Raw genomic sequence first — 13,030 nt, forward strand, 5'->3', positions numbered from 1 at the left:
TCCGGGTGCTGCGGCTGGACCCGTCCATCATCGCAGCCGGGTCCGACAGGCCCCGCCGCGCCGCAGGTCAGCGGACCGGGACGCCCATCAGCCGGGCCAGGATGACGCGGTCCAGCTCGGCGGCCGTCCCGGCGACGTCCAGGTAGGAGTTGTCGATGATCGGCAGCCCGGAGTTGTACCAGCCGGCCATCCGCCCGTGGATGCGGGCCACCTCCTCGTCCCCGAGCCGGCGGTTGCCGCTGCGCCGGGCGTTGCGGTGCAGCACCGAGTCCAGGCTGGGCAGGAGCACGACCGGGATCATGCCGGGGCCGATGTGCCGCTTCCAGCCGCCGAGGCCGATCGCCGGGCGGTCCGGGAAGACGGCGTCGTCGATGATGCAGGAGATGCCGTTGGCCAGGTAGTTGCGGCAGGCGAAGCCGCAGGTGCGACGGGCCAGCCGGTACTGCGCCTCGGAGGCGTCGTTCCAGCCGGACTGCGGGTTGGCGAAGCCGGACTGCACCCACTCGCGGACGTCGTCCAGGCTGATGTGCGCGGTCGGTCGCGGCCGCCGCTCGGCCCAGTGGCGGGCGACGGTGGTCTTGCCGGCTCCGGCCGGTCCGATCAGCAGGACGGCGATCGGACCGCTGGGCGCGTGCTGCTGCGGCGGATGGGCGGGCAGTTGGACGGGCGCGCCGGACGGCAGCACGAAGTGCCCGGTGCCGCCGGCGGGCACCGGCGCGGTCGGTGCCGGTGCGGCCACGGGGGCCGGAGCCGGGTGGGCGGCGGGCCCGGGAGCGGCGGGGGCCGTGGGCGCCGGGTGGACCGGCGGCGCGGACGGTGGGGAGAGCGGCGCCCCCGACGACGCCCCCCGTGCACCGCCGCCCGGCGGCACCGGCGGAGCGACGGGACGCGGCGGGACCTGCCCGCCTCCGGTGTACTGCGTCACGGCACCTCCCCACACCTCTCAGCGTGGACACTACACGGCGGTCCGGCGGCGGGCACAGTCCGCCGCCGGGCCACCGCCCTTGCCCTCAGCGGGTGGTGAGCCGTTCGGCCAGCGCGCGCAGCGCGAGCTCGTACGAGCCGAGGCCGAACCCGGCGATGGTGCCGGAGGCCACCGCGGCGATCACCGAGGTATGCCGGAAGGTCTCCCGGGCGTACGGGTTGGAGATGTGCACCTCGATCAGCGGCGCGGTGCGCTGGGCCGCGGCGTCCCGCATCGCGTACGAGTAGTGGGTGAACGCGCCGGGGTTGATCACCACCGGCACCTGCCCGTCGGCGGCCTCGTGCAGCCACTGCACCATCTGCTGCTCGGAGTTGGTCTCGTGGACCTCGACCTCGAAGCCGAACTCCTTGCCCAGCTCGGTGCAGCGCTCGACCAGGCCGGCGTACGAGGTGGCGCCGTAGACGTCCGGCTCGCGGCTGCCCAGCCGGCCCAGGTTGGGGCCGTTGAGGACCATCACCCTGGTCACGCCGAGACCTCCGCGTACGCGGCGACCAGCAGCGACGGGTCGGGGCCCTCCAGCACGGAGGTCTTGCCCAGGCCGTCCAGCACGATGAAGCGGATCAGGTCGCCGCGCGACTTCTTGTCGATCTTCATCGCGTCCAGCAGCTTCGGCCAGGCGTCCGCCCGGTAGCTCAGCGGCAGGCCGACCGAGGCCAGCACGGTGCGGTGCCGGTCCGCCGTCTCGTCGTCCAAGCGCCCGGCCAGACGGCCGAGTTCGGCGGCGAAGACCATGCCGATGGAGATCGCCGCGCCGTGCCGCCACTTGTAGCGCTCGTTGCGCTCGATGGCGTGGCCCAGGGTGTGGCCGTAGTTGAGGATCTCCCGGCGCCCGGACTCCTTCAGGTCCCCGGAGACCACGTCGGCCTTGACCTGGACGGCCCGGCGGATCAGCTCGACGGTGTGCGGCCCGGCCGGCGTCTTCGCGCCCTCCGGGTCGGCCTCGATCAGGTCGAGGATCACCGGGTCGGCGATGAAGCCGCACTTGATGACCTCGGCCAGGCCGGAGACGTAGTCGTGCCGGGGCACGGTCTCCAGTGTGGCGAGGTCGGCCAGCACGCCCACCGGCGGGTGGAACGCGCCGACCATGTTCTTGCCCTCGGCGATGTTGATGCCGGTCTTGCCGCCGACCGCCGCGTCGACCATGCCGAGCAGCGTGGTGGGCATCGAGATCCAGCGCACCCCGCGCAGCCAGGTCGCCGCGACGAACCCGGCCAGGTCGGTGGTCGCGCCACCGCCCAGTCCGACGATCACATCGCTGCGGGTGAACCCGGTCTGTCCCAGCACCGACCAGCAGTACGCGGCGACCTCGGCGCTCTTCGCCTCCTCGGCGTTCGGCACCTGCAGCACGATGGCCTCGTAGCCCTCGCCGGCCAGGTCCTCACGGATCGCGTCCGCCGTGGCGGCCAGCGCCTCCGGGTGGATCACCGCCACCCGCTTCGCCCGGGTACCGATCAGCGGCGCCAGCTCGCCCAGCAGCTGGTGCCCGATCAGCACCTCGTACGCGTCATGGCCGGCACCGGCGCCGACGTTGATCCTGACGGTCGTGTCACTCATGGGGGGTCTTCAGCTCCAGTGCTTCCAGTACGGCGTCCGCGACCTGCTCCGGGCTGCGCCCGGCGGTGTCGACGACGGCGGTGGCCACCTCCAGGTAGAGGGGGCGGCGGGCCTCCATCAGCTCGCGCCAGCGGGCCCGCGGGTTGACGGCCAGCAGCGGGCGCGGGGCGTCCAGGCCGACCCGCTTGACCGCGTCGGCGAGCGGGACCTCCAGGAAGGCCACCGGCAGCCCGTGCAGCAGCGCGCGGGTGGCCTCGGCCATCACCGCGCCGCCGCCCAGCGCCAGCACCCCGTCGTGTCCCTCGGCGGCCGCGCGCACGGCCTGCGCCTCCAGCGAGCGGAAGTGCGGCTCGCCCTCGTCGACGAAGATCTCCGGGATCGGCTTGCCGGCCGTCGCCTCGATGTCGGCGTCGGTGTCCCGGAAGCCCACGCCCAGGCGCTCGGCCAGCACCCGCCCGACAGTGGACTTGCCGCTGCCGGGCGGGCCGACCAGCACCACCAGGGGTGTGGTCATCGGACGATCAGGTGGTCGAGGTAGCCCTGCACGTTGCGGCGGGTCTCGGAGACGTTGTCGCCGCCGAACTTCTCGCTGACCGCGTCCGCCAGCACCAGCGCGACCATCGCCTCGGCGACGATGCCCGCGGCAGGCACCGCGCAGACGTCGGAGCGCTGGTGGTGCGCCTTGGCCGGCTCGCCGGTGCGCACGTCCAGGGTCTGCAGCGCCCGCGGCACGGTCGCGATCGGCTTCATCGCGGCACGCACCCGCAGCACCTCGCCGGTGCTCAGGCCGCCCTCGGTGCCGCCGGAGCGGCCGGAGGTGCGCTTGACGCCCTCGGCGGTCGGGACGATCTCGTCGTGCGCCTGGGAGCCCGGAACCCGGGCCAGCTCGAAGCCGTCGCCGACCTCGACGCCCTTGATCGCCTGGATGCCCATCAGCGCGGCGGCCAGCCGCGCGTCCAGCCGGCGGTCCCAGTGCACGTGCGAGCCGAGGCCCACCGGCACGCCGTACGCCAGCACCTCGACCACGCCGCCCAGGGTGTCGCCGTCCTTGTGGGCCTGGTCGATCTCCGCGACCATCGCCTTCGAGGCGTCCTCGTCCAGGCAGCGCACCGGGTCGGCGTCCAGCCGGGCCTCGTCCGAGGGCAGCGGCACCACGCCGGCCGGCGCCTTGGCGGCGGCCAGCTCGACCACGTGGCTGACGATCTCGATCCCGGCCACCTCGCGCAGGTAGGCGCGGGCGACGGCGCCCAGCGCGACCCGGGCGGCCGTCTCACGGGCGCTGGCGCGCTCCAGGATCGGCCGGGCCTCGTCGATCGAGTACTTCTGCATGCCGGCCAGGTCGGCGTGGCCGGGCCGGGGGCGGGTGAGCGCCTCGTTGCGGGCCAGGCCCGCCAGCACCCCGGGGTCGACCGGGTCGGCCGACATGACCTGCTCCCACTTCGGCCACTCGGTGTTGCCGACCATGATCGCGACCGGGCTGCCCATGGTCAGACCGTGCCGGACGCCGCCGAGGAAGGTCACCTCGTCCTGCTCGAACTTCATCCGCGCCCCGCGGCCGTAACCGAGCCGGCGGCGCGCCAGCGCGTCGGCCACCACGTCGGTGGTGACCGGTACACCGGCGGGCAGGCCTTCCAGCGTCGCGACGAGTGCGGGACCGTGCGACTCCCCCGCCGTCAGCCAGCGCAACGTACCCAACGGAGCTCCTTCATCAGCGGACCGGACCTCGGCACCGCCGGGGCCCGCCCCGGGCGTGCCTTGTCCCTGAATCCTTTCATGCCCCAGCAGCACCCGGCGGCACAGTCCGCGTGACGGACAGCAACCGGCCACCATCCGGCCGGAACGCCCTCCCGGAACCCGCCGACGGTCCGGACGGTCCGCGGGGCCCGCCCCCGGGCTCAGTGACCGGCGAGCGCCTTCTCCCCCGCCGCGCGCATCGCCGCCAGCGGCCCGGGCGTCCGCCCGGTGAAGGCCTCGCTCTGCAGCACCGCCTGGTGCACCAGCAGGTCCAGCCCGCCCAGGACGGTCGCCCCGCGCGCGGCGCAGGCCGCGGCCAGGGCCGTCGGCCACGGGTGGTACAGCACGTCGAACAGCGCGCCCGGCTCGGCGGGCAGCGCCCCGGCGAACGCGTCGGTCGCGCCGACCGGTGTGGTGGAGACGGTCAGCGGCCGGGCCAGCGCCTCGGCGCCGCGCTCCCAGTCGGCGGTGCGGACGGCCACGCCGAGCCGGTCGCCCAGCACGGCCATCTCCCGGGCCCGCTCGGCGCCGCGCACGTAGACCGTCACCTCGCCGGTGCAGATCTGGGCGAGCGCGGCCAGCGCCGAGGAGGCGGTGGCCCCGGCCCCCAGGACGGCCGCCTCCGGCACCTCGGCGATCCCCCGCTCGCGCAGCGCGTTGACCAGCCCGGGGACGTCGGTGTTGTCCCCGGTGCGCCGACCGTCGGCGGTGAACACCACGGTGTTCACCGCTTCCACCGAGCGGGCCGTCGCGCTGACCTCGTCGAGCAGCGGGATGATCGCCCGCTTCAGCGGCATGGTCAGCGACAGACCGGCCCACTCGGCCTCGTCCAGCGCCGCGACGAACCCGGGCAGCGCGGCCTCGTCGACCTCGAAGCGGTCGTAGCGCCAGCCGTCCAGCCCGAGCGCCGCGAAGGCCGCCCGGTGCAGGTCCGGCGAGAGCGAGTGGGCGATCGGCGAGCCGAGTACGGCCGCCCGGTGCTTGCTGGTCAACGCTGCCTCTCCGCGAACTGTCGTACGGCCGTGGCTACTTCTTGGTGGTGCAGTGGCCGCGCGCCTCGTCGAAGCTCTGCCCGGCCGCCTGGCAGTACTCCTTGACGTTGGCGTAGTGCTCCTTGCTCGTCTCGGCGAACCGGGTGTCGGTCGGGGACATCGCGATGAAGTACAGCCACTTCCCGTCCGCCGGGTGCAGCACCGCGCTGAGCGCTTCGTCGCCGGGGTTGGAGATCGGCCCGGGCGGCAGGCCCGGGTTGATGTAGGTGTTGTACTTGTTGGCCGCGTCGTCCATGTCCTTCTTGTCGAGCTCCTTGCGGTTCAGCGAGTACTGGAGCGTGGTGTCCATGCCGAGCCGGTGGTTGATCTCGCCGCCGGCGGCCAGCCGGTTCTGGATGGTCTTGGCCATCTTGGCGAAGTCCGCCGGGTTGTTGCCCTCGCGCTGGAGGATGCTCGCCTCGATGAGCACCTCGTAGCCGGTCTTCAGGCCCACCGAGGCGGCCTGGGCGTCCAGGCCCGCGTACTTCTCGGTGGCGTTCTTCACCATCTGCTTGAGCAGGTCCTCGGGCTTCATGCCTTCGGAGACGTTGTAGCGGGTCGGCCAGAGGAAGCCCTCGATGTTGCCGTTCGCGTACGGCGGCAGGCCGAGGTCGTTGACCTGGGCCTTGGCGACGCCCGCCGTGGTGCCCGGCTGCAGCTTCAGCTTGGTGTCGATGAGGGTGTAGATCTCGGTGGAGTTCTTGCCCTCGGGGACGACGATCGCCGCACCGCCCGCCTGGGCGAGCAGTTCCTTGAGCGCGGCGGCGGCCGGCATCTCCTTCTTCAGCTGGTAGTAGCCGTACTGGACGGTGTTGCACTTGGGCTCGGCCTTGCACGCCTCGCTGTACGCGTCGACGCTCTTGACCACGCCGGCGTTCTTCAGCACCAGGCCGATCTGCCCGGCGACCGCGCCCTTCTTGACCTCGATCTGGACGGAGCCGGTGCCCTCGCCGGTGAAGTCCGGCGCCGGGCCGAAGTGGTCCTGCCAGAAGCCGTAGCCCCACCAGCCGGCCCCGCCCATGGCGCCGAGCAGCACCAGGGCGACCAGCAGGCAGGCGCCGCCGTTGCGGCGGCCCGACTTCTTGCCCTTCTCCTTGCGCTTCTTCTGAGCCTCGCGGGAGTCGTCCTGCTCCCCGAGGAAGCCGGCCTCCGCGGCCTCGGCGTGCTCGTCGGGGTAGCCGGCGTCCTCGTGGCGGCCGTCCTCGTGGCCGTCCCACTCGTCCGTGCCGCCCTCGTGCGCGGCGCCGACCGGATCCGCGCCGGCCTCCAGCGCGGCGGCCTCGGCCTCCCAGTCGATCCCGTCCGGGCCGGGGCCGGAGGCCGGCGCGGGCTCCGGGGCCGGCTGCTGCCTGGCCCGACGGCGCGGCGCCTGCGGCTGCTGGGACGGCTGCTGCTGCGGGACCTGTTGCTGGGGCGACGGCTCCTGCTGGACCTGCTGCTGGGGGACCTGCTGCTGGGGCGCCTGCTGACCACCGGGGAAGCCCTGCTGCGGGTAGCCCTGCTGCGGCATCTGCTGCTGGGGCTGGGGTGCCTGCTGCTGCGGGTAACCCTGCTGCATCGGCTGCTGCTGCTGCATCGGCTGCGCGTACCCCTGCTGGGGGTAGCCCTGCTGCGCCATCTGCTGCGGATAGCCCTGCTGCGGCATCTGCTGCTGGGGCACCTGCTGCTGGTAGCCCTGTTGCGCCATCATCTGCTGCTGCATCTGCGGCGTCATCTGCTGCTGTGCGTACCCCTGCTGCACGTCCCCGTACGGCTGCTGGACCGGCTGGCCCTGCTGCGGGTACTGCTGCTGCCACTGGCCGTCCTGCTGGCCGGGGACCGGCTGCCGGCCGTCGTACCCGGGATCACCGGGGTGCCACGGCTCGCCCTGGGGGTTGTAGCCCCCACCCAGATCGGTCATCGATCCCCTTAACCGACGGTGACGACCGGAGGATCGAACCGGCCGTCCGGGACGACGCCGTCCCGGCTGAATCTCGAACCGGCGTGCTAGCGCAGCGCCTGGAGGGAGACGTTACCGTACCGCAGCCTTACCCCCGCCGGGCGCCCGCGCCGTCGGTGGACGATCTCACCGGCGGCGCACAGCTCCGTCACGGCGTCCCCCCACCGGCGCCGGAGGGCGCCCCGGCTCCGCCCGCGGCCCCCGGCCCCGAGGCCGCCGGGGAGCTCGGGCCGGCGGCCGTGCCCGAGGCCGGGGCGCTCGAATTGGCCGTCGCCCGGTTGGCGTTGAACTCCGCCACGTTGCGTTGCTGCACGTCGAAACTGTCGGTGAAGCGGGTGTCCCCCGGCTTCACGGTGACGAAGTACAGCCAGTCCCCCGGCGTCGGGTCCAGCGCCGCCATGATCGCCTGCCGCCCGGGGTTGGAGATCGGGCTCGGCGGCAGCCCGGGGTGCAGGTAGGTGTTGTACGGGGAGTCCAGCCTGGTGTCGGTCACCGAGGTGTTCAGGGTCGAACGGCCGAGCGCGTAGTTGATGGTGGAGTCCAGCTGCAGGGGCATGCCCCTGGCCAGCCGGTTGTAGATCACCCGGGCCACCTTGCCCATGTCCTCGGTGTTGTCGGCCTCGCCCTGGACCAGGCTGGCCACGGTGACCAGCCCGTACACGCTCTGCCCCAGGTTCTGGGCGACCACGGTGGCGTCGTCCCGGCTGAACTCCTTGCCGGCCCGCTCCACCATCTGCTTCAGCAGGTCGACGGCGGTGGTGCCCTCGGTGACGCTGTACGTCGCCGGGAACAGGTAGCCCTCCGGGCTGCCGTTGGTGAAGTCCGGCAGGCCGAGTTCGGCGCCCTGCTCCCGGGCGGTCCGCTGGGCGGTGCCCGGGGGCAGGTTCAGCTTCTTGTCGATGGCCGCGTAGATCTGGTAGCCGCGCCAACCCTCGGGAATGGTCAGGCCGTTGGCGTTGGCCGGATCGATCAGGACCGCCAGCGCCGCCGCGGCCGACATCTTCAGCTTCAGTGTGTACGTCCCCGGCTGGATCCGCCCGGCCGCGGCCGCGCTGCCCTTCGCGGCCCGGGTGAAGGCGAGCGAGCTGGCCACCACCCCGTTGCGGACCAGCGCGGACGCGATCTGGGACAGGCCCGCGCCCTCCGGCACCGAGACCTGCACGCTGCCGGTGCCCTGCCCGGCGAAGTCGGCGGCGGCCGGGGGCCTGCGCTGCGCCTGGACCCAGGTGTACCCGGTCAGCCCGATCCCGCCGAACACCGCGATCAGCGCGAACGCGGTGAGCCCGCAGGCCAGTCCGTCCCGCCGCCGGTGCGGATCCGGCGCATCGAAGCGCGGACGGGGCGCACCCGGCGGGCGGCCCTCCGGCTCCAGCACCGGCGCACCCAGGTGCCCGGGGGTGAGCCCTGGGTGGAAGTCCTGGTCGGTCATGACTCGCGCCCCTTCGGCGGTCCCGAACCGGTCCGGATCGATGCGGACCGATCCGGCCCGGACAGGGAAACGAACGAGAAGGGGCCCGTGCGGACGCGTCCGCACGGGCCCCTCGACGGGACGTTAGACCAGGCCGGTCAGCCGACCGCCTCGACGCTCTCACCGGGCGGGCGTCCGCTCACCCGTTCGGACTCAAGGGCGGTCTGGAGGATCACCACCGCGGCGGCCTGGTCGACCACCGAGCGGCCCTTCTTCGCCTTGACCCCGGACGCGCGCAGCCCGTGGGTCGCGGTGACGGTCGACATCCGCTCGTCCACCAGCCGCACCGGCACCGGGTAGACCCGGTTGGCCAGCCGGGCCGCGTACGCCCGGACCTTCTCCGCCGCCGGGCCCTCCTTGCCGCTGAGCGAGCGCGGAAGCCCGACGATCACCTCCATCGCGCCGTACTCGTCGACGATGGCGGCGATCCTGGCCTGCGACTTCACCCCGGCCGGGACGGTCTCCACGGGCGTGGCGAGCACCCCGTCGGGGTCGCAGGACGCGACCCCGATCCGGGCGTCCCCGACGTCGACGGCGATCCGCCGCCCACGCCGGAAGGGCCTCTCCTCCTGCTCCATCAGCTGGCGCGCTCCGCGACCAGACCGCGCACCGCGGCGATGGCCTCGCCGACCGCGGCCGGGTTCGAGCCGCCGCCCTGGGCGACGTCGTCCTTGCCGCCACCGCCGCCGCCGAGGGTCTTGGCGGCCGTGCGGACCAGCTCGCCGGCCTTGATGCCGCGGCCGCGGGCGTCCTCGTTGGTGGCGATCACGGTCAGCGGGCGGTCGTTCGCCACGGTGAAGGCGGCGACCACGGCCGGGCGCGAGCCCAGGCGGCCGCGCACGTCCAGGACCAGCTTGCGCAGCTCGTCCGCGCCCACGCCGTCGGCGACCTGAGCGGCGACCACGGCGATGCCGTGCACGTCCTCGGCCGAGTCGGCCAGGCCCGCCGCGGCGGCCAGCACCTTCTCGGCGCGGAAGCGCTCGATCTCCTTCTCGGCGTCCTTGAGCTTGGCGAGCATGCCCGAGATCTTCTCCGGCAGCTCCTCCGGGCGGCCCTTGACCAGCTCGGTGAGCTGGGAGACCACGGTGTGCTCACGGGCCAGGAAGCGGTACGCGTCGGAGCCGACCAGCGCCTCGACGCGGCGCACGCCGGAGCCGATCGAGGACTCGCCGAGCAGCTTCACCAGGCCCAGCTGGGCGGTGTTGCCGACGTGGGTGCCACCGCACAGCTCCTTGGAGAAGTCGCCGATGGTGACGACCCGGACCTCGTCGCCGTACTTCTCGCCGAACATCGCGATGGCGCCGGCCTTGCGGGCCTGGTCCATCGTCATGACCTCGGCGGTGACCTCCAGCTCGCGGCCCAGCACGTCGTTGATCTTCTGCTCGACGTCGACCAGCACGCTGCCGGGGACGGCGGCGGGCGAGCCGAAGTCGAAGCGGAAGCGGCCGGGGGCGTTCTCGGAGCCGGCCTGGGCGGCCGTCGGGCCGAGCGCGTCACGCAGCGCCTGGTGGGTCAGGTGGGTGGCCGAGTGGGCGCGGGCGATCGCCCGGCGGCGCTCGGTGTCGATCGTGGCGTACGCCGAGGCGCCCAGCACGACCTCGCCGAACAGCACCCCGCCGGAGTGCACGATGACGCCCGGGACGGGCTGCTGCACGTCGCGGATCTCCACCACCGCGCCGGACTCCAGCCGGATCCGGCCCTGGTCGGCGAGCTGGCCGCCGCCCTCGGCGTAGAACGGGGTGCGGTCGAGGATGATCTCGACCTCGTCGCCCTCGGAGGCGGCCGGCGAGGGAACGCCGTCCACCAGCAGGCCGACCACGGTGGCCTCGCCCTCGGTGAGGGCGTAGCCGGTGAAGACGCTGGCACCGGACTTGTCGGCGACCTCGCGGTACGCGGCGACGTCGGCGTGGCCCATCTTCTTGGCCTTGGCGTCCGCCTTGGCGCGGTCCCGCTGCTCCTGCATCAGGCGGCGGAAGCCGGCCTCGTCCACCTGGAGGCCCTGCTCCTCGGCCATCTCCAGGGTGAGGTCGATCGGGAAGCCGTAGGTGTCGTGCAGCTTGAACGCCTGCTCGCCGGAGAGCACCGCGCCGCCGGACTGCTTGGTCTCGGTGACCGCGACGTCCAGCAGGTTGGTGCCGGCCTTCAGGGTCTGGAGGAAGGCGGCCTCCTCGCCGACGACGACCGTCTCGATGCGCTTGCGGTCGGCCTCCAGCTCGGGGTACTGCGGGGCCATCGCCTTGATCGCGACGTCGATGAGCTCCTTGGCCACCGGCTCGGTGGCGCCCAGCAGGCGCATGTTGCGGATGGCGCGGCGCAGGATGCGGCGCAGCACGTAGCCGCGGCCCTCGTTGCCCGGGGTGACGCCGTCGCCGACCAGCATCAGCGCGGTGCGGATGTGGTCGGTGACCACGCGCAGCGAGACGTCCGACTTGTGGTCGGCGCCGTAGCTGTGGCCGGTGAGCTCGGCGGCGCGGTCGAGGATCATCCGGCTGGTGTCGATCTCGAAGAGGTTGTCGACGCCCTGCAGGACGGCGGCGAGGCGCTCCAGGCCGAGGCCGGTGTCGATGTTCCGGCTCGGCAGGTCGCCGAGGATCTCGAAGCCGTCCTTCCCGTCGCCGTGGCCGCGCTCGTACTGCATGAAGACCAGGTTCCAGATCTCCAGGTAGCGCTCGCCGTTGACGGCCGGGCCGCCCTCCTCGCCGTACGCGGGGCCGCGGTCGTAGTTGATCTCCGAGCACGGGCCGCACGGGCCGGGGACGCCCATCGACCAGAAGTTGTCCTTCATGCCCAGGCGCTGGATGCGCTCGGAGGGCACGCCGATGACGTCACGCCAGATCTGCTCGGCCTCGTCGTCGTCCTTGTAGACGGTGATCCAGAGCTTCTCCTTCTCCAGGCCGTAGCCACCGTCCGCGACGGGGCTGGTGAGCAGCTCCCACGCGAACTTGATGGCTCCTTCCTTGAAGTAGTCGCCGAAGGAGAAGTTGCCGCACATCTGGAAGAAGGAGCCGTGCCGGGTGGTCTTCCCGACCTCCTCGATGTCCAGGGTGCGCACGCACTTCTGGACGCTGGTGGCGCGCGAGAACTGCGGCTTGACCTCGCCCAGGAAGTAGGGCTTGAACGGCACCATGCCGGCGTTGACGAGCAGCAGGGTGGGGTCGTCGGCGACCAGGGACGCCGACGGAACGACGGTGTGGCCGCGCTCCTCGAAGAAGCGCAGCCAGCGGCGGCGGATCTCAGCCGACTCCATTATTGGTCCTTCCGGTTCGGGGTGCCGCCCCGCGGCGGCAGGGCACGGCGGGGCGTTTCTTCAGTGGTCTTGGGGGTGGTACGGGCGCCGTCGGGTACGGAACGGGCGCGGGACGGAGGCAGGGCGGCGGCCGGGCTACCGGGCGCCGCCGAGATAGCTCGGTACTGCGGCTCCCCGCGCAGGACCCGGCGGGCCCCGCGGGGCTCCGCCACGGCGGTGCCGTGCAGCCCGAGGTCGTCCTTCAGCTGCTCCTCGCGCTCGGCCATTCCGGCCCTCACGTCCTGGGCGAACTGCTTGGCCAGGTCCCCCAGGTGCAGCGCACCGCGCGCGGCGGTGCCGGAGAGGCTGTCCGGGGTGAGCCGCTGCGCGGCTTCGTTGGCCTTCTTCATGGCCCAGACGGTGGCGCCGGCGCCGACCGCCATCCAGAAGACGCGTCCCATGCCGTCAGCCCCTCACCGCACGCCGGACCCGGGAGAGCAGGCCGGTCCTGGGCGCGGTCGCGGCGCGCACCTCGGCCCGGATCAGCCGGGCCAGCTCCTCGCGCTCGCCGACCTGCGACGGCACCGGCGGCAGACCGCCCTGCTGCCGCGCGACGGCCTTGCGCACGCCGTAGCTGAACGCCGCGACCTTGACCAGCGGTCCGCCCAGGGTGGCGGCCACGGTGGAGGAGAGCGCGTTGGCGTTGGCGGCGGCGTCCTGCACGTTGGCGGTGATCTCGTCCACCCGCTCCAGCTGCTGGTTGGCGCTGCGCACGGCGGTGCCCGCGTCGGTCAGCAGCGGGACGGCCTGTTCGGTCACCGCGGAGACCAGGACGGCGGCCTCCTTGAGCACCCGGGAGAGGCGGACCAGCACCACGGCGAGCAGGGTGACCAGGACCGCCCAGAACACGGCGACGAGCAATCCGGCCAGCTCTCCCACGGACACCTTGCGCGCTCCCTCGCCTTGCAGTTCTTCAGACGGAACCCTATCGCGCCCACGCCTGATTCCCGGACCGGGTTCTCTCCCCCGGCGATCCGGTCGGATGTGCGATCCGCGCGCGTAACCTACCGGCCGGTCACCTCGTTCTGCCTGG

12 protein-coding genes are annotated in these 13,030 nt (G+C 73.1%); all 12 read right to left on the reverse strand.

From position 1 onward, the window contains the following. Positions 1-67 precede the first annotated feature (67 nt). Positions 68-925 (reverse strand): AAA family ATPase, encoded by an 858-nt coding sequence (locus ACZ5OX_RS00615; protein WP_465627870.1) that lies wholly within the window; start codon positions 923-925, stop codon positions 68-70. Between the two features lie 85 nt (positions 926-1,010). After that, entirely contained in the window at positions 1,011-1,439 is a 429-nt protein-coding gene (gene aroQ / locus ACZ5OX_RS00620) for a type II 3-dehydroquinate dehydratase (RefSeq protein WP_392875774.1), read from the reverse strand. An 8-nt stretch (positions 1,440-1,447) separates the two neighbouring features. Then, positions 1,448-2,539 carry a 3-dehydroquinate synthase gene (gene aroB, locus ACZ5OX_RS00625; protein WP_465627872.1) on the reverse strand — a complete coding sequence of 364 codons (1,092 nt, stop codon included), beginning with the start codon at positions 2,537-2,539 and terminating at the stop codon, positions 1,448-1,450. Next, on the reverse strand, positions 2,532-3,053 hold the full coding sequence (locus ACZ5OX_RS00630; protein ID WP_465627874.1) for a shikimate kinase: 522 nt from the start codon (positions 3,051-3,053) through the stop codon (positions 2,532-2,534). The genes aroB and ACZ5OX_RS00630 overlap by 8 nt, the downstream gene beginning before the upstream one ends. Continuing rightward, positions 3,050-4,234: a chorismate synthase gene (gene aroC / locus ACZ5OX_RS00635; RefSeq protein ID WP_465627876.1), complete on the reverse strand. Its 1,185-nt coding sequence runs from the start codon at positions 4,232-4,234 to the stop codon at positions 3,050-3,052. The genes ACZ5OX_RS00630 and aroC overlap by 4 nt, the downstream gene beginning before the upstream one ends. Positions 4,235-4,434: 200 nt before the next feature. Next, the gene (locus tag ACZ5OX_RS00640) at positions 4,435-5,265 is read right to left on the reverse strand and encodes a shikimate dehydrogenase (RefSeq protein ID WP_465627878.1); all 831 of its coding nucleotides are present in this window, start codon (positions 5,263-5,265) and stop codon (positions 4,435-4,437) included. Between the two features lie 34 nt (positions 5,266-5,299). Further along, positions 5,300-7,204, reverse strand: a complete 1,905-nt coding sequence (gene mltG / locus ACZ5OX_RS00645) for an endolytic transglycosylase MltG (protein WP_465627880.1) — start codon at positions 7,202-7,204, stop codon at positions 5,300-5,302. Between the two features lie 187 nt (positions 7,205-7,391). Continuing rightward, positions 7,392-8,672 carry an endolytic transglycosylase MltG gene (mltG, locus tag ACZ5OX_RS00650; RefSeq protein WP_465627882.1) on the reverse strand — a complete coding sequence of 427 codons (1,281 nt, stop codon included), beginning with the start codon at positions 8,670-8,672 and terminating at the stop codon, positions 7,392-7,394. Positions 8,673-8,809: 137 nt separating this feature from the next. After that, the gene (ruvX, locus tag ACZ5OX_RS00655) at positions 8,810-9,289 is read right to left on the reverse strand and encodes a Holliday junction resolvase RuvX (RefSeq protein ID WP_392874730.1); all 480 of its coding nucleotides are present in this window, start codon (positions 9,287-9,289) and stop codon (positions 8,810-8,812) included. Further along, positions 9,289-11,958: an alanine--tRNA ligase gene (alaS, locus tag ACZ5OX_RS00660; RefSeq protein WP_449789481.1), complete on the reverse strand. Its 2,670-nt coding sequence runs from the start codon at positions 11,956-11,958 to the stop codon at positions 9,289-9,291. The genes ruvX and alaS overlap by 1 nt, the downstream gene beginning before the upstream one ends. Further along, positions 11,958-12,398: a DUF6167 family protein gene (locus ACZ5OX_RS00665; protein ID WP_465627884.1), complete on the reverse strand. Its 441-nt coding sequence runs from the start codon at positions 12,396-12,398 to the stop codon at positions 11,958-11,960. The genes alaS and ACZ5OX_RS00665 overlap by 1 nt, the downstream gene beginning before the upstream one ends. 4 nt (positions 12,399-12,402) lie before the next feature. Then, the gene (locus tag ACZ5OX_RS00670; protein ID WP_449789482.1) at positions 12,403-12,882 is read right to left on the reverse strand and encodes a DUF948 domain-containing protein; all 480 of its coding nucleotides are present in this window, start codon (positions 12,880-12,882) and stop codon (positions 12,403-12,405) included. Positions 12,883-13,030: the final 148 nt, after the last annotated feature.

Source organism: Kitasatospora sp. NPDC032121 (assembly GCF_055580145.1).

What these genes read in the sequence shown, in the direction of transcription:
- mltG (WP_465627882.1), bottom strand. Translation starts at nt 8,672, where the DNA reads ATGACCGACCAGGACTTCCACCCAGGGCTCACCCCCGGGCACCTGGGT.
- ACZ5OX_RS00665 (WP_465627884.1), bottom strand. Translation starts at nt 12,398, where the DNA reads ATGGGACGCGTCTTCTGGATGGCGGTCGGCGCCGGCGCCACCGTCTGG.
- aroQ (WP_392875774.1), bottom strand. Translation starts at nt 1,439, where the DNA reads ATGGTCCTCAACGGCCCCAACCTGGGCCGGCTGGGCAGCCGCGAGCCG.
- alaS (WP_449789481.1), bottom strand. Translation starts at nt 11,958, where the DNA reads ATGGAGTCGGCTGAGATCCGCCGCCGCTGGCTGCGCTTCTTCGAGGAG.
- ACZ5OX_RS00630 (WP_465627874.1), bottom strand. Translation starts at nt 3,053, where the DNA reads ATGACCACACCCCTGGTGGTGCTGGTCGGCCCGCCCGGCAGCGGCAAG.
- aroB (WP_465627872.1), bottom strand. Translation starts at nt 2,539, where the DNA reads ATGAGTGACACGACCGTCAGGATCAACGTCGGCGCCGGTGCCGGCCAT.
- ruvX (WP_392874730.1), bottom strand. Translation starts at nt 9,289, where the DNA reads ATGGAGCAGGAGGAGAGGCCCTTCCGGCGTGGGCGGCGGATCGCCGTC.
- mltG (WP_465627880.1), bottom strand. Translation starts at nt 7,204, where the DNA reads ATGACCGATCTGGGTGGGGGCTACAACCCCCAGGGCGAGCCGTGGCAC.